We start from the raw sequence: 17,535 nt of genomic DNA, 5'->3' as shown, positions 1-17,535 counted from the left end.
AATTGAGTATATAAAAATTTAATTGGTAATCATCTGCAGTTCAAAACGGGCTCCCATTTCTATATCTGCACTTGCTTCCTTTCCTAATATTTCAGGTAAATATCTAGGATGTAATCCAAATCCAGGACGAATGGAACGTACATTTTCTTCAGTAAATAGCTCGCCTTTTTTTATGTCTTTTGCAGCATACAAGGATCTTGAAAAATCTTTTCCTTTAACTTGTTTTTCTGTTAAAGTATAATCCACTTTACCAATTGCTAATTCAGATTCTCTAACGGCTTTTACCATGGCAGTAAATTCTTCTTCGTTCATTGAAAATGACGCGTCAGGACCTCCAATAGCACGATCTAAGATAAAATGCTTTTCTATAATTTTTGCTCCAAAGCAGGTCGCTACAACTGGCGCTGTACTTCCAATCGTATGATCTGATAAACCTGAAATGACTCCAAATCGTTCCGCTATATCTTTTACCATACACATATTTGCTTCTTCTAAAGGTGCTGGATAACTTGAGGTACACTTTAATAACGCAATATCATTATTTCCCATTATTCTACAAGCGTCTAAGGCTAATTCGATATCTTCGGTCGTTGCTATTCCTGTTGATAGGATTATAGGTTTGCCTTTGGAAGCAACATATTTGATTAAAGGTATATCGGTAATTTCAAAAGATGCAATTTTATATGCTGGAGTATCTAAAGATTCTAATAAATCTACGGCTGTTTTATCAAAAGGAGAAGAAAAACAAATTAGTCCTTCCGCTTTAGCAGCATCAAACAATTGTTGATGCCATTCCCAAGGGGTGTAAGCTTCCTCATACAATTTGTGTAAATTTTGTCCTTCCCAAATGGTCCCTTTTATCTTAAAATCTTCTTTATCACAATCTAAAGTAATAGTATCCGCGGTATAGGTTTGAAATTTTATACAATCTGCTCCAGCGCGTTTCGCTGCTTTAATAGTTTCCAGAGCTACTTCGATACTTCCATTATGATTTGCAGAAAGTTCTGCAATTATAAAAACTTTAGAGCTATTATTTATTTCGAATGTACCTATTTTCATTATTTATATTTTTTTTCGTAAGTAATGTATGTGTCTATCTCACTCACTTGTTGAAACTCTAACGATTTAAAGGTTTTCAACGACGGAATGTTTTCAATATTGACAACACCAATTATTTTAGATAATTCTTTTAATTTAAGCACTTCCTCAATTCCTTTTTCTAGAATCCCCTTGCCATATCCTTTTCCATGAAATTGCGGATCTAACAAGAAACTTAGCAAAGCTTCTTCATTATTGTTTATATCAAATCGGATAGAACCGATTGGAGTACTATTTACTTCAGCAATAAAATAGATACAACCTGATGCTGTTATTTTATTTGAAAACCAGTTTTTGTGATTGTCAAAAGAAATTTCTTCCTTTTGAATCGCATATTGTCGTACGATCTTATTTGATGCCCAATCAAATGTAATGCTTACATCTTCTTGAGAAGCTGACCTTAGAGTAAGAGAATGATTTATTTTTGAATGAATTAATACGTCAATATAGTTTTCATCAAACAAACAATGTTCCTTTAATCGCGCTTCTTCTGTATATCCCGTTTTTGATAGTATGCTATATAATTGGGGTCTTAAATCAAAAGCATAGGTAAATACTTTATTTAATTTCAAATCGCTAAATGCTACTTTTTCAATTAAGTTTAAGTATTCACTCCAAATTTCATCAAATCGATTTTGCTCTAAATTTGTTTGCATGATAAACGAAATCTCCGCATTTTTATCTATCCAATTAATGTGCACTAATCCTCCATAACCAATACATTTTCCATTTTCTAAAAAAGAAAACAAGATTTGATTTGGTTGCTCTTGCTCAAATAATTTTGAAACTATATTGTTAAAATAATTTTCTTGATTTTCTAAGGTAAGAGGTTTGTCTTGTCGAAGATGATAAATTTGTTCATTGCGCCAAAGCATGATTTTTATCCTATCCTCAAAGCGAATGGGAACAAGTGAAAAAACGCCTTTTGAATACAATTTTTTTTCTAATACTTGATATTTTTCAGGAAACTCCATACAGTATTTTATATTTTAATTCTGCTAATTTCCAGTCAATTTCATTATCAATATCTTGCACTTCAATTTCAGATAACACTACACATCCTGTGTTTTTTGATAAAATACTTTTATTTTTAAACAAGCTTTTGAGGTTGAACCAATAGAATTGACCTGCATCGTGAAAACTTTCATTTAAATCTTGGGAACGGGAAAGTTCAAATTCGGGTTGAATAAAAGATATAGTATCTGTTTCGCTTTTTTTTAATGCTCTTTGTATAGGGAAGCTATATTGTACTATTGGCAAGACGGTTTCGAATTTATTTAATTTTCCAGCTGCTTCTACTAATTTTTTTGTTGAAATGAAAGGAGCACATGGATAAATGCAACAGGCTTGATCAAAAGATTGTCCTTTTTTTTTATAATTCAGTAGTACTTCCTCAATCACTTCATAGGTGGTAGCAAAATCATTAGACTTTTCATTACTTCTCATAAATGGGATTTTAGCACCGTATTTTATAGCAATATCTGCTATTTCCTCGTCATCTGTAGAAACCATTATTTCATCAAACAAACCACTTTTAATAGCCACTTCAATTGAATAAGCGATAATAGGTTTACCTAAAAAATCTTTAATGTTTTTTCGGGGAATACGTTTGCTGCCACCTCGTGCTGGAATGATACAAATATTAGTCATAAAATTCATGTATAGATGTAATCACAAATTGTTGTTCCTCTTCAGTCAATGTTGGATACATTGGCAAACTGATACACTGCTTATAATAATTTTCGGCATGTGGCATATCACCTTCTTTCCACCCGAACTGTTTATAATAGGGCATTAAATGACAAGGTATATAATGTATTTGTGCGAAGATATTCTTTGTGCGAAGGTAATTGTACAATGCTAACCTGTTTTCTACCTCGATAACATACAAATGATATGCGTGTCCTTCAACCACTCCTGATTGTCCTTTTATAAATGACTGATTTTTAAAAGCATAAAAATAAGTTGCAGCAATTTCCTTTCTTCTGATGATGCCTTCATCGGCTCTATTCAATTGACTTAAACCTAAAGCCGCTTGAAAATCTGTCAATCGATAGTTGAATCCTAAGTTTTGCATTTCCATATACCACAAAGGGTACTGCGAATCGCCACCTGCGAATTCTATTGAATTAGTATATAAATCGTCTGACTTAACTATTCCATGTGATCTAAGTTGTAATAACTTATTATATAACGCTTCATCGTTAGTAGTTATCATTCCGCCTTCACCCGATGCAATATGTTTTACAGGATGAAAAGAAAAAATGGCTAAATCAGCAAAATTACCGTTACCACAATTTTGTTTAGCATTATTTTTGTCTTTAAAAAAGCCGCCCGGAGAATGACACGAATCTTCAATTATCCAAAGGTTATATTCATCGGCTAAAGTTCTAAATCTTTCTAAATCAACCGCTCGTCCAGCAAAATCCACTGGGACTATTCCGTGGTAGGTACCTTTAGGAGCAGCCTTAAGCAATTTTTCTACAGAATTGTAATCAATTAAATAGGTCTGAGGGTCAATATCTGCAAAAACGACTTCACCATCACAATAACGGACACAATTAGCTGATGCTGCAAAAGTGATAGGTGTAGTAATTACCTTTTGTCCTTTTTTCACATCTAATGCCAAAGTACATAAATGTAACGCCGCAGTTCCATTGGCAACAGCAACAGCATATTTACTTCCAATGTATGTTGCAAAAGCCTTTTCAAATTCTAAAATTTTTGGGCCTTGCGTTAAAAAATCAGACTGTAATGTTTCTATAACAGCGTCAATATCAGTTTGAGTTATATTTTGACGTCCGTAAGGGATGACTTTTTGTTCCATTATGCTTCAAATGTTGAATCTACGTGTTCTTTAATTAAACTTCTAAGTCCTTCTATTGTCTCCCATTCTGTATTTTCACCAGAATTATAGTTGAATCCATTAGGTACTAAATGGGCTGCAAAATGGTTTTTAAATTTCTGGATATTAAAATGAGGAACCGAAGGTAAAATAGTATAATATTTTCCTAAATCGTACGTATAAAAAGAATCGGAAGCGGTAATCATTTCTTCATGAATTTTTTCACCAGGTCGAATCCCTACAATTTCCAATCCACATTCTGGTGCAACCGCGGCGGCAACATCTGTAATTTTATAGGATGGAATTTTGGGGATAAAGATTTCACCTCCCCAAGCATGTTCCATAGCATGCATGACCATGTCAACACCTCCTTGTAAAGAAATATTAAAGCGGGTCATCGATATGTCTGTGATAGGTAATTTCCCTTCTTTTTTCTTGTTTAAGAAAAAGGGTATAACAGACCCATTAGAGCCCATCACATTGCCATATCTTACTACTGAAAACTTAATCGGATTTGTTCCTTTTACATTATTTGCAGCAACAAATAATTTATCAGACGTTAATTTAGTAGCTCCATATAAATTTATTGGCGCACAAGCTTTATCAGTAGACAACGCAACTACATTTTGAACATTTGTTTCTAAAGAGGCATGGATTACATTTTGAGCACCGCCAATATTAGTTTTAATACATTCGTCTGGATTATACTCAGCAAGATGTACATGTTTCATAGCTGCTGCATGAATAACAAAATCAACTCCTTTAAATGCCCTAACTAATCGCTCTTTATCACGAACATCTCCTAATAAAAAACGAATTTGTGGATGTTTTTCTGTTGGAAATTCCTGAGCCATTACAAATTGCTTCTGCTCATCTCTTGATAAGATAATCAATTTTTTAATATCTGGGTAGTTATTAAAAATATGCTTTGTCAAAGCTTTTCCCAAAGAGCCTGTCCCTCCGGTAATTAAAATTGTTTTATTGTTTAACATATTTTTTTGATTATTTTTTTTGATTATTTATACTATGAATGAGCACCATTTTGATGCTTTTGTGCTAAATTATAATTGATTTGATTTATAAAATAGTACCCCCAAGTTTCTTATATTATTATGAGGGTTTGACTAATTTAAAGCTGTTATCTAAGCTAAACAATTGATTAACAAGTTTAAATTCAATGACCTATAGCCTGATACACAAAGCCAATTTGTTGCATTTCTTTTTTATCTAATAAATTACGACCATCGAAAACAAAAGCTGGCTTCTGCATTTGATCGTATATACGTTGCCAATCGTATGTTTTGAACTCATCCCATTCGGTTAAAATAGCAATAGCATGAGCATTCTTGCAAGCTTCATAAGGATCATGTACAATTGTTAATCCGTTGTCATTTTCTGCCTTCGAACGAGTTGCTAAATAATCTAGATCAGCGTATATTTGATGTTCTTTAACTTTTGGGTCAAAAACAACTATATTAGCTTGTTCTGCTAGTAAACCGTCTGCAACATATATTGCTGCTGATTCTCTAGTATCATTAGTATCTTTTTTGAAAGCCCAACCTAAAAAAGCTATTTTTTTGCCTGATACCGTATTATATAATTTTTTGACTATATTTTTTGCAAAGCGAGCTGTTTGATGGTCATTCATAATAATTACTTGTTCCCAATAGTCAGCCACTTCATTTAATCCATATGATTTTGCTATGTAAACCAAATTTAATATGTCTTTTTTAAAACAAGATCCTCCAAAACCTACAGAAGATTTTAAAAATTGAGACCCTATTCTGCTGTCCATACCAATTGCTTTAGCTACTTCGCTTACATCAGCTCCTGTTTTTTCGCATAGTTCAGACATGGCATTTACAGAAGAAACTCTTTGCGCTAAAAAAGCATTTGCAGTAAGCTTCGATAATTCAGACGACCAAATATTAGTTGTTAAGATTTGATTTTTTGGAACCCAATTTGAATAAATAGCAACTAATTTCTGAACTGCTTTTTGACCTTCCGCATCGGTATCCCCCCCAATTAAAACTCGGTCAGGATTTAACAAATCAGCTACAGCTGTTCCTTCCGCCAAAAATTCAGGATTGGAAAGAATTTGAAACTTTACGCCATTTCCTGTATGTTCTAGGATATTTTTGATTGCACTGGCAGTTCTAACTGGTAATGTTGATTTTTCAACAATTATCTTATCGGATTTAGCAATTTTAGCAATTTGCCTTGCGCACAATTCAATGTATTTTAAATCAGCGGCCATTCCTTTTCCAACGCCGTAGGTTTTAGTAGGTGTGTTTACAGAAATAAAAATCATATCCGCTTCATCAATCGCGCTATCAACATCAAGAGAAAAAAATAAATTTCTTCCTCTTGATTCGGCAACAATTGCACTTAAACCAGGTTCATATATTGGAATATTATATACATTAGGATCATTCCAATCTGCAATTCTTTTTTCATTTAAATCAACAACAGTAACTTTTATGTGAGGACACTTTTGAGCAATAATAGCCATAGTTGGACCACCTACATAACCTGCGCCTATACAGCAAATATTTTTTATCATATTGTTTTTAATTTTTTTTCTCTTTTTGAAGCTTCATTATTTTGCTAATTATGTGCAAACAAGAATATTATTTACTAACTTTTCTGTTACTTCATAAAGTTGTCAAAAGTTGCTGGTCTTTACCTTTTTATTAGTGTGTAGAACTAAGTAATATTCAATAGTTCTTTTCGTAATGCAGTACTCGAAAAGGGATGATCTCTCTTATTGAAATACAGTTCTATTTCTTTTTCTTCACAATATGATCTTCCTGTAAAGATTTTATCTTGATATTCTGCGCCAACTATTCGAACATCTAAATGAAAATATTTTAATATGTCTTCAAGATCTTATTCTGTAGTATATGGAACAATTTTGTCCACAAACTTGCAACTTTTGAGTCGTATATAACGTTATACAACTGTTTGTGTTGGTTTGTTTTTTTCTGGCCTATCTATGGTAGGATCTGTTTGTAAACCACAGATTAAAAAATCACATTTTCATTTTGCTTCTTCAAGCATTTTGATATGACCTGCATGCAATAGGTCAAATGCACTAAAAGTTATTCCTATTTTCATAATTTTCACACGGCTTCGCCCCATGAGTCACATAATGTGTCATCTGGCTTATTTTCTAATAATTATTTTTTTAATATTCTAAAGTCACTAAAAATCCTAGTTGCACTAGAGCAACGGTCACGTATTTTGTATTGACTTTTACAATTATTCCTTCTTTCTCTTTGAATGGTCCAGATGGAAGTACTAATTTTTGTCCTGTCGCTAAATTGTCAATGCTGATTGCTAAATAGGGAAGTGACAGCGATTCTCTTAAAATAGAAATTTCTTTATCTGTTGCTACTGCTGGCTTACCTAACCAAAATAAGTACCTGACCATGCCTGGTACATCAAAAACTTTTGATCGTTCCTCATTTTTTAATCTTACAAATACATAAGACTTTAACAATGGTACTTTAACTTTCTTTTCACGATCTGACCATTGCCGCATTTCCTCCTTATATGGACAGTAAGATTCCAAATCGATTTTTTCTAATCTTTTAGCAACCATTAATTCTTGTTGTGGTTTTGTATATAGAACGTACCACGTTTTATTGTCAATTTCCATTTGGTAACTGCTATTAAAACCGATTGTTTTTTTAGACTACAGCATTAACTTTAAATAGCTATGTAGTACTTGTTAAGGTCTGCAAGTAATCTTGATCTGCTTTTGTATTCTCTGTTAGTATATTTTTATTGATAATTATTCGCTGCAGTAAGAAAATTATATCTTTCTTAAGCCTCATAATAATTGGGTTTCCCCCTTTACTTGAATGGGTTGCTAATTCATTTTCGCAGATTAACAGTAATTTATAATCCGAAACTACTTGTTGATGTGCAGCGAAGTGATCTTTCGATAATATGTTGACATCATTCATTTCTATTATTTTTTTGTTTAAGATCTTGAGTGGACAAAAGTGAGTAATGTTTGGAAAGGAATAGGGCTGAATGTAATAAGTGATTGGGAAATTGGAATAGGTGAGGTAATTGAATGTATGTAAGTATTTTTAAAAACAAATATTTTGAGATTCGATAGAATTAACTTTAGTAAATAAATTTTATTTTTTGAGGAGTCTCTACGGATATAAATAATTAGAAGTAAGGTAAGTATAATGAAAGCGCTTGTGAATTTATAAACTAGTAGAAATGCAAGTAAAAATATTGATAGTTTTAGTTGTCTTAAATGCAGCATTGAATCCAGTGACTATTCAATCTTTATTTTTTAAAAAAAACTATAAAAAACAAATTGTACTATTCACTATTTAGTCTAGGTCTTCAAGCATCAACTAAGCTTCTAATTTCGAGTCTTTTAGTTTTTTACTTGATTCTAAGACTAAAAAAGCAAGAAAGTTAAAATATTGTAAACTAAGGATCGATCTAGTAAAAGAGTGTGGTATTGTTTGTTGTAATTAAATATTATTTCTTAGTATACTATTTTAAAAGAGCATTTATAATGATAACTTAATTTTGATAGTTGGTATAATCAAATCATTTTCCCCGTTCGATCGAATATGTAAGTAACTAATTCCTAGTTTTTTTTAAATTATTACTCAATTATTTTAACCAATAAGTGATAAATGATTGATTAAAGTTTTTTAAAAATAGATTTGTATCCACTTAGAGAAATATAAATTAGTAATAGAATAAAAAACACTTATTACTTGTTCTTCTTCACTTGTTCTTTATTTTTGATAATTTATTTTTATAATAAGAGGAAATAAGGACTAGGTGTAATTAAAAACTAAAATTATGATAAACCTACTTTATTTTAGAATCGACCTACATCTTAGAGAGCAAATAGAAAACTTTGCAGCAACTTCCTCTAGTCAAAAAATAAATTTTCAGACAACTGATGATGTTGAAGAATTTAAGATTTTGTATGCTAAGAACTTTTTTGATGTTATTATTATTGATCCCAGTCAGAATAAGGATGAAATTATTGATTTATTAAAAAAAACAGCGTTAATAAATTCTAAGTTAATTATTTTTTCATCTGCCAAAATTGATGCTTTTGAATTTATCAACTTTAATGTTTTTGGTTTTTTACCTTATCCTTTAGATGTGGTGCAAGTACTCACTATTATAAATAGATGTTTAAATAAGATTGCTGGAGAAAATGAGGCTCATCAAGTCAAAATGGCTGAAAAGAAATTCCAGAAATTTATATCAATAAATTCAGTACAAAAAATTGAATTAATTAGAACAGATGACATTAGTCATTTTGAAGCAGATGGTAGATATACAATTGTACATCTAACTAATGGCGTGAGTAAAATGGCTAGTAAAAATATTGGTGAATATCAAAAAATATTAAATCCAGATGCTTTTTGCCGAATCCATCACAAATTCATCATTAATATGAATAGTCTACACAATATTTTGAAATCGGATGGGTATTATTGTGAAATGACAAATAACAAAAACATTCCAGTTTCTAAAAGAAAACTCGAAAATTTGAACTCTATTTTGAACTTAGGAAAAACGCTAATCTAAAGATAGGTTGATTTTATAATTTTCTTATCCATTAGAATATATCAATATGAAATCAACAATTCCATAAGATTAATATAATGATAGTTAGCGTACATCATTATTAAATTGGTATAAATGCCACTTATTGATAATTAGAGTTCACTTATTACAAATCAAAATTAAACAATGTTGTACGATAGTACTTTTACAACTTAAATTAAACTACAGTGGAAGATACGATAAAACATTTTTTTCTAACCTCAATTTTTTCATCAGATAACATGTACTTGTTTTTCTTTATTATTGCGTGGGCAATCAGTTATGTTAGTTTTCCGGTGATTATAAATATTTCTAACGTTAAAGGGTTAATTGCTGCGCCATGCGATAGAAGTTCTCATACTACAAAAACTCCTAATCTAGGCGGAGTTGGTATTTTTATGGGGTTTATATTAGCATTTACAAGTTTTGGGTCCTTGTTTGATATTGGTGCAAACTACAATTTGATTGGTTCTCTTGTAGTTCTATTCTTCTTAGGTTTAAAAGATGATATTTTAATTTTATCTGCAAGAATAAAATTTATAGTTCAGTTTGGAGTAGGCTTGATAATAACCTTAAACTCGAACGTTGCAATAAATAACCTATATGGTTTTTTTGACATCTATCAAATTGGTTTGGTTCCTGCTATCGCACTAACAACCTTTGTTTATGTTTTAATCATTAATTCATACAATCTTATTGATGGAATTGACGGATTAGCAGGAACAATAGCTATTTGTTTTCTTAGTGTTAGTAGCATTTTGTTTTACAATTCTCATGCAATCACGCTGCTCATCATTTCTTTAACATTAATGGGTTCGACAATCGCTTTTTTGCAATTCAACTTTTCTAAGAGAAAGAAAATTTTTATGGGCGATACAGGCTCTATGATTGTTGGTTTTTTAATCTCTTTTTTAGTAATCAATATTCTTAATTTAAAGGAAATAAATTTTGGACTTTTTTCATATACTACAAATCCCGTTTTATTAATAGCATTACTATTCTATCCGCTTGTAGATACGGCACGTATATTTTTTGTTAGGCTTTTTATTTTGAAAAAAAGTCCTTTTAGTGCTGATAAAAATCATATTCATCATAGGTTAGTAGCTTTGGGTTTTAAGCATAGTCAAATTTCTGTTTTTGTAGGATTGGTTACGGTTGTATTAGCTTTTGTTAGTATACTGATGATAAATGAAACCATATATTTTCAATTGTTTAGTATCATATTTGTAGGGACATTACTATTGTCGCTCCCTCTTATTTTTGACAAAATGAAATCGATGACTTTTAATTTTTTAGGGGATGCTATTTTACCATTTGTTATAGTACTGTCTATGGTTCTTATGCAATCTTGTGCATCAAAAAAAGACGTTTTGTATTTACTTGATAATACCACTGCCGCTATTAGCGATAATAAAATTATTGATCAAAAAATTGAATCCAATGATATTTTATCGATTAAGATTTATTCATTAGACCCTGAGTCTTCCAAAATTTATAATATTGATTTACTCGAAAACAGTGCAAGCGTAAATAGTGTTGAAATTATTAAACTTAAAAGTTATTTAGTAACTGATCAAGGGGATGTAATAATGCCTGTGTTAGGGTCCATAAAGGTAAACAACAAAACGACTATAGAGTTAGAAGTATTTCTCAAAAAAAAATTGGTAGATGAAGGCCATTTAAAAGAACCTATTGTTGCTGTTAGAATTTTAAACTCCAAAGTAACCGTTTTAGGTGAAGTTAGATCGCCAGGAATGTATACTTTTTCTGAGAAAAACCTAACACTTTTTCAAGCTATTGGTCTAGCTGGGGATCTTACAATAAATGGTAAACGAAAAGACGTTATGCTAATACGAAATGATAACAATACTAAAACCATTTATCATATAGATTTAACCACTAAAAGCTGGATGGATACGGAGCTGTATTACATAAAACAAAATGATGTAATTATAGTAAGTCCAAATGAGGCTAAAATTAAATCTTCTGGAATTATTGGTAATGCAGGAACATTTGTCTCAGTTATCTCCCTTTTACTCACTTCATTTTTACTAATAAAAAAATAATACCCTTGAACAATAAATTTGAAGATCAATTCGACCTTAAGAAAGAAATATTTAGTTATCTATCTTACTGGAAATATTTTTTGCTTAGTGCAGCAATTGCTTTATTTGTAGCCTATTCTTATTTACGTTATACTAGTCCTATATATTCTGTAGAATCTAAAATCAAGATTCTTGAAGAAAACAACAAAGGATTGAAACTCCCGTCAGAGCTATTGGGTATGATGGCAAGTAGAAGTGGTATAAATCTCGAAAATGAAATAGAGACGATGAAATCGCGACGGTTATTTGGTCCTGTAGTTTCACAGTTAAACCTTATGACTTCTTATAGTAGCATCGGAAAAATTAGAGATTCTCAACTTTGGAATGCACCATTAAAAGTAGTTGCTGTAGTCGCAGATGATAAATTATTTAGTCCTATTAATTTATCTATTATATTAAACAAAGACGGTTACCTTATCAAGCAGACAAATAAGAAAGATATTTTTTTAAGTGGTGCCTATGCTAAAACTAAAATTAATAATGTCGAAATTACTATTGAACCAAATTTAAATTCCAAGAAGACATTAGGTACTACAGAGTTAAAAGTAAATATAGTACCATTTAGACAGGCATTAGAATCGTTAATAGGTAAAATAATTATTGGCAATGTTGGGAAAGAAAGTGAAATACTTTCTATAAAAGTTCAGGATGTAAATACCGATCGAGGTATTGCTATAATAGATAAAATAGTCGAAGTCTTTAATCAAGACGGAATAAATGACCGAAGGCTAGTTAATAAAAAAACAGTTGATTTTATTGACGAACGTTTCAAAAATTTAAAATTTGAATTAGATAGTATTGAAAATCATAAAAGAGATTTTAAAAAAGCTAATGACATCAGTTATTTAGAAGCCGATGCGACGATTGATATTTCAAGAAAGGCAAAGTCTGACGAAACTTTATTTAAGATTGAAACGCAAATACAATTATCTAAAATATTAAAAGAGGCACTAAATAGTGCTAAATATTCTATTTTACCTGCAAATATAGGTCTTGATAATGCTATAATTAATAATTTAATAAATGAATACAACACACTAGTTTTACAAAGAGAAAGATTGATAAAAACTGCTGGAAATGAAAATCCTGTTCTGAATGGATTGGATTCACAAATTAGTGCTTTAAAAAATAATATCAATGAATCGATGTTTACCTATAGTAAGCAGTTAAAAGTTAGTTTATCACAGCAGCAATTTGATTTTTCGAAATCTTCGGACATGGTTTTAGAAATTCCATCAAATGAGAAAATACTTAGAAGTATAGACAGACAACAACAGATTAAAGAAAATTTATATTTGTTATTACTTCAAAAAAGAGAAGAATCAGCAATAGCTTATGCTGTAACAGCTCCTTCGATTAAAATTATTGAATATGCCAATGCAAGTTTAGGACCTATAGCACCTAAAAGAAATATAACGTTATTGGTGGCACTATTTCTAGGTTTAGCTATTCCGTTTGGTATTATTTTTATTTATAATTTGCTAGATACTAAAGTTAAGGGTGTTAACGATCAGGTTTTTAGAAATTCCGTGATTCCAGTCATAGCTGAGATTCCATTTTTTAAAGATTTTAAATTGTTTAGAGACAAAAATGACCGTTCTGTTCACTCTGAAATTTTTAGAATTTTATCTTCTAATGTAAACTTTTCGTTGCCATTAAAAGAAAATAATGTAGGTCAGGTAATTTTGGTAACTTCCTCTATTATGAGCGAAGGCAAAACATTTATTGCAACGAACTTAAGTCTTGCTTTTGCTAGCTACAACAAAAAAGTTTTGCTAGTAGGTGCAGATATGCGTAAACCTAAGCTCCATCTTTCTTTGAATATGGATACAATTAAGGAGGGACTGTCTACCTATCTGTATAATAAAAATAGTGCATGGAAAGACGTGGTCGTAGCTAACAATCCTTATAATGAAAACTTGGATATAATGTTTTCAGGAAGTATTCCTCTAAATCCTTCGAATATTATTTCAAACGGTAGGTTTGAAGAATTGATAAATGAGGCCAAAAAAGAGTACGATTATATTATAATAGATTCTGCACCTACCATATATGTTAATGATACTTTTTTGATTGCAGATAATGCTGACTTGACTTTATATATAGCTTTACAAAGCTATACAGAAAAAGAGTTAATAGCGTACGCTGATACTTTAAGGGAGAGTACAAAGCTTAAAAATATGGCTTTTATATTAAATGGAATTCAACAAAAAGTCGGTTACGGTTATAAATATTCATATAATTATGGATATGGATATGGTGAAAATAATGAATCAAATAATAGAGAAAATTTCTTCAAAAATATAGTTCGATTTATAAAATCCAGTTTGCAGAATAAAAGCAGTTGAAAAGTAGGAGGGTAGTTTCTTTTGTTGAATTAATTAATTTATTAAAATATAAGTAAACAAAATAAGTTAAAGCATTAAAAGATAATGAAATAGGTAGATAACCACTTCAATATGTATATATATATATATATATATTAATGGTTGTGGCCTATTGTTGTAGATTTAAATTTCTGAAAATATTAAATGCAGACACAATTAAAAGCACAGTTATAACCCCAAAACGCCAGTTATTACATGAGGTAAAGTTGATTATCTTTTTGTCTTAATTTCGTTACAACTTACTCAGTTATTGAATTGATTTCAATATTCTTTATTTTTTCTAATAAATAGAAAATTTTTAAAATTTAACGATTTCAGCATTATTTTAATTATCAAATTTTATAAAATAGTCTAATATTTAAATAAAAAGAGCGAATGAAAAAATTGTACACTTTATTTTTTACTTTATTGTTATGTAGTTCTAATATTTTGCTAGCAGCTACTTATACAAGTGCGTCCAGTGGAAATTGGAATAGCTCGTCAACATGGTCACCAAGTGGTGTTCCGACTACAGGAGATAGTGTCAATATTGGTAATCATACTATTACCGTTACATCAAATGCAGGTTGTGCCTCCATTACTACATTGTCAGGGACTTTACTAGCTAATTTAGTAATAAATAGCGGTGTTAAATTAACTTTAAGTGGTAGTTTTTCAGTAAGACCTAGCAATACAGCCAACAACGATACCTATATATCTGGAGGAGGTAGTCTTGAAGTTTTAAATGTAGTAATTGGTCTTGATGCGATAAATAATACGTATCCCACTATTACAAGATCAACGACGCTTTACGTTGATGGTCTTACATTGTTTAAAATTAAAGGTAATATTATTTCAACTACACCAGTAAATACAACTCCTGTTGCTTATAATGAGTCAAGGCTAAGACATCGTTCAGGGGTGATAGATCTTGATGGTACTTTAACTGTGCCTACTGTAAGTCCAGGGCCTGCTGCCTTAGGGTATAGGACGGATAATGATAATCAAGGAGCAAGTTTTATAATTTTCAGGAATACGGACCCAACAATTCCTACAGATGTTCAAAAAGCACCTAGTTTTACTGGAGGTAGTGTAGAATATAGATCTACAGCAACTACTAATTATACACTTCCGAGTTTAGCGTATAAAGACCTGATTCTAAATTCTAATAGAACCTTTACTTCTGGTGGTTCAAGCACTTCAATAGTTACAGGTGGAAGTATGAATTTGAAATTGGGGGTCCTTTCTTCGTCAGCAGCAAATCAGTTGAGACTGAACAATGGTTCTACAATATATAGGTCGGTTGGTAGTTTTGCTTCTGGTACTAATTCCCGATTGAGATTGGCTACTATATCAGTACAATATAACGTTGTATATGAGCAGAATTCTATTCCGACAGTTATAAATGATTACCCAGCGTATTACCCAGGGAGTAATGTGTTAAATTCTATAAAGACAGTTTATGTTAATTCAACTAATGGAGTTGTTCTAAACACGAACACGATCGCAGTAGAAAATTTGGTTATAAATGCAAGTTGTACTATAAGTGGTACGGGAAACGTATATATAACAGATGTTTTCGATATTCCAAATGGTTCGGCTGTAACGTTTCCGGATAATTTTGTTCATTTAAAATCTTCTGAAACGAAAACTGCACGAGTGGCTGCGTTACCCGCAGGTACCGTGATTAATGGAAAAATTTGGGTCGAACGATACTTGCCAAATAACAATAGAAGTTGGAGGCTTTTGACCGCTCCGGTGAAAGGTAGTACGGTGAATTCAGTTTGGGAAAATTGGCAAAATAATGGTGCATATACTGGACTTGATCGTGGTGTAGATCTGTGGAGCCCTGAAGGAACTTTAACTGCTGAAGATACAGGCTCTACATTACAAGTAAGCTCTATTGGAAACGGTTTAACCTATATTAGCAATTCAAGTTACAATTTACGAAAATTCGATAATTCCTTAGGTACTTGGTCAAATGTAACAAACACTTTGTCTCAACCTCTGTTTACAGCTACAATGAATCAAGGGTTTTTGTTGTTTGCTTCAAATTCATTTTTATTATCTAGTAATTTAGGAGGTATTGCAAATACGGGAAGTTCGCAAGCGGTGCTTAGTGCTTCTGGAACGCTGAATATTGGTGATATAACTTATAATAGTATTGCATCCAATAAATTTTATTTAATTGGTAATCCTTATGCTAGTCCGATCGATTTTAAAACAGTTTTAGCAGAGCCAGGAAACACAGGAATTAATAAACTTTGGGTAATCGACCCAACAATTGGGTATGGAAGTTATGTCACTTGGGATGCTATAGCAGGTTATAGCAATGCGGGTACCGTTTTTAGTGGTAGTACTATTTTGCAATCAGGACAAGCGTTCTTTGTTAGGTCATCATCAGCAACAACCTCATTAACTATTAAAGAATCTCATAAAAGTAGTGCCGAATCTAATACGACTATAAATAAGATGACTTCGACTAAAATTAACGGAGCATCTGCTTTATTTAGAGTGCTTTTAGAAAAACAAGTTGATGATGTTTATTCCAATAGGGACGGCTGTGTCGCTGCTTTTTATGATGGTGGTACTAATGGTTTAGATACTAATGATGGTAGAAAAATAAGTAACCCAAGCGAAAATTTAGCTTTATTTACTAATAATTTTTCATTGTCAATTGAACATAGAGCGTCAATAGTGGATAATGATTATTTAACGTTGCGCTTGACAGATGCGGTTGTAGGAATTAATTACAAGCTAAAATTATATGCTACTGATTTTCGATACTTGGGAAATGCCTATTTAAAGGACTTATTTACAGGTACGAAAACGAAGTTACCATTAGATGAATCGGTGTTTGAATATGCGTTTCAAGTAACTAGCGATGCACAAAGTACAGGAAATCGTTTTGAAATTGTATTTCAGCAGGGATCATCATTAAACATAGCAGACTTAGCCACAACAAATTTTAGTATATATCCAAATCCTGCTAATAGTCATGATTCTATTATGGTACTATTTCATGAAGGAGCGTCATCAAATAATTATTCTTATAAAATTTATAATACTGTAGGACAAATGGCTTATGAAGGGAATTTTTCAACTGCTAGGGCTAGCGAATTATTAAAGCTTGATGGTAAATTAGCTGCTGGACTGTATTTTGTTGAAATACGCAATATGAATAATAATGAACGATTTACTAAAAAATTAATTATTAAATAAAAATCAGTTATGAATTATAAAAAGTTGATTTTAATGTATTCCGTTTTACTCTCTAGTGTCTGTTTTTCGCAAGGTTGGGATCCAGATCCAGATCCAGGTTTTGGTGGTGGGGATGGTGATCCAGCTACAGAACCATTGGAATTGCCAATTGATAGTATTGAGATTCCATTATTAATTACTGGATTTATAGTGGGTATAATAGTGATTAGGAAAAAGAAAAAAACAATATCATTATAATTAGAGGGCTTTAAATAACTAATTCAGTCAGTATAAGTAGAGATAGTTATATTGTAAG

The 17,535-nt window shown here is 31.3% G+C and carries 13 protein-coding genes and 1 pseudogene; 5 read left to right on the top strand and 9 right to left on the bottom strand.

Translation table 11 applies throughout. The features are described from left to right. Window positions 1–18 precede the first annotated feature (18 nt). The 9 genes and pseudogenes from pseI to QO182_RS12860 all read right to left on the bottom strand — a co-directional run bounded on the left by pseI (window position 19) and on the right by QO182_RS12860 (window position 7,914). Window positions 19–1,059 (bottom strand): pseudaminic acid synthase, encoded by a 1,041-nt coding sequence (pseI, locus tag QO182_RS12900; RefSeq protein ID WP_371542397.1) that lies wholly within the window; start codon window positions 1,057–1,059, stop codon window positions 19–21. Beyond that, on the bottom strand, window positions 1,059–2,072 hold the full coding sequence (locus tag QO182_RS12895; RefSeq protein ID WP_371542394.1) for a GNAT family N-acetyltransferase: 1,014 nt from the start codon (window positions 2,070–2,072) through the stop codon (window positions 1,059–1,061). Before QO182_RS12895 ends, pseI begins: the two co-directional genes overlap by 1 nt. Next, window positions 2,059–2,748 (bottom strand): pseudaminic acid cytidylyltransferase, encoded by a 690-nt coding sequence (pseF, locus tag QO182_RS12890; protein WP_371542391.1) that lies wholly within the window; start codon window positions 2,746–2,748, stop codon window positions 2,059–2,061. Before pseF ends, QO182_RS12895 begins: the two co-directional genes overlap by 14 nt. Next, window positions 2,741–3,925, bottom strand: coding sequence for a UDP-4-amino-4,6-dideoxy-N-acetyl-beta-L-altrosamine transaminase (gene pseC, locus QO182_RS12885; RefSeq protein ID WP_371542389.1), 1,185 nt, complete (start codon window positions 3,923–3,925; stop codon window positions 2,741–2,743). The genes pseF and pseC overlap by 8 nt, the downstream gene beginning before the upstream one ends. Further along, window positions 3,925–4,935 carry a UDP-N-acetylglucosamine 4,6-dehydratase (inverting) gene (pseB, locus tag QO182_RS12880; protein WP_371542387.1) on the bottom strand — a complete coding sequence of 337 codons (1,011 nt, stop codon included), beginning with the start codon at window positions 4,933–4,935 and terminating at the stop codon, window positions 3,925–3,927. Before pseB ends, pseC begins: the two co-directional genes overlap by 1 nt. Window positions 4,936–5,117: 182 nt before the next feature. After that, on the bottom strand, window positions 5,118–6,506 hold the full coding sequence (locus QO182_RS12875) for a UDP-glucose 6-dehydrogenase (RefSeq protein WP_371542383.1): 1,389 nt from the start codon (window positions 6,504–6,506) through the stop codon (window positions 5,118–5,120). A 143-nt stretch (window positions 6,507–6,649) separates the two neighbouring features. Further along, window positions 6,650–7,060 (bottom strand): annotated as a pseudogene (locus QO182_RS12870) (adenylyltransferase/cytidyltransferase family protein). A gap of 70 nt (window positions 7,061–7,130) precedes the next feature. Continuing rightward, entirely contained in the window at window positions 7,131–7,604 is a 474-nt protein-coding gene (locus QO182_RS12865; protein ID WP_371542382.1) for a UpxY family transcription antiterminator, read from the bottom strand. A 58-nt stretch (window positions 7,605–7,662) separates the two neighbouring features. After that, a complete protein-coding gene (locus QO182_RS12860; protein ID WP_371542380.1) occupies window positions 7,663–7,914 on the bottom strand; it encodes a hypothetical protein in 252 nt (83 codons plus the stop codon). Window positions 7,915–8,785: 871 nt separating this feature from the next. On the opposite strand from QO182_RS12860, the gene QO182_RS12855 reads away from it, so the two are divergent. From QO182_RS12855 to QO182_RS12835, 5 genes are all read left to right on the top strand, one after another. Beyond that, window positions 8,786–9,529, top strand: coding sequence for a LytR/AlgR family response regulator transcription factor (locus QO182_RS12855; RefSeq protein WP_371542377.1), 744 nt, complete (start codon window positions 8,786–8,788; stop codon window positions 9,527–9,529). A gap of 206 nt (window positions 9,530–9,735) precedes the next feature. Further along, window positions 9,736–11,613 carry a polysaccharide biosynthesis/export family protein gene (locus tag QO182_RS12850; RefSeq protein WP_371542374.1) on the top strand — a complete coding sequence of 626 codons (1,878 nt, stop codon included), beginning with the start codon at window positions 9,736–9,738 and terminating at the stop codon, window positions 11,611–11,613. Window positions 11,614–11,618: 5 nt separating this feature from the next. Beyond that, complete coding sequence (locus QO182_RS12845; RefSeq protein ID WP_371542371.1) at window positions 11,619–14,000, top strand: GumC family protein; 2,382 nt, start codon at window positions 11,619–11,621, stop codon at window positions 13,998–14,000. A 414-nt stretch (window positions 14,001–14,414) separates the two neighbouring features. Beyond that, the gene (locus QO182_RS12840) at window positions 14,415–17,240 is read left to right on the top strand and encodes a T9SS type A sorting domain-containing protein (RefSeq protein ID WP_371562048.1); all 2,826 of its coding nucleotides are present in this window, start codon (window positions 14,415–14,417) and stop codon (window positions 17,238–17,240) included. A 9-nt stretch (window positions 17,241–17,249) separates the two neighbouring features. After that, window positions 17,250–17,477: a hypothetical protein gene (locus QO182_RS12835; RefSeq protein ID WP_371542366.1), complete on the top strand. Its 228-nt coding sequence runs from the start codon at window positions 17,250–17,252 to the stop codon at window positions 17,475–17,477. Window positions 17,478–17,535: the final 58 nt, after the last annotated feature.

The sequence above is a fragment of the Flavobacterium sp. Arc2 genome, assembly GCF_041431385.1.
In the GTDB taxonomy this organism is placed as follows: Bacteria; Bacteroidota; Bacteroidia; order Flavobacteriales; family Flavobacteriaceae; genus Flavobacterium.
This window is presented reverse-complemented; position numbering and strand designations above follow the sequence as displayed.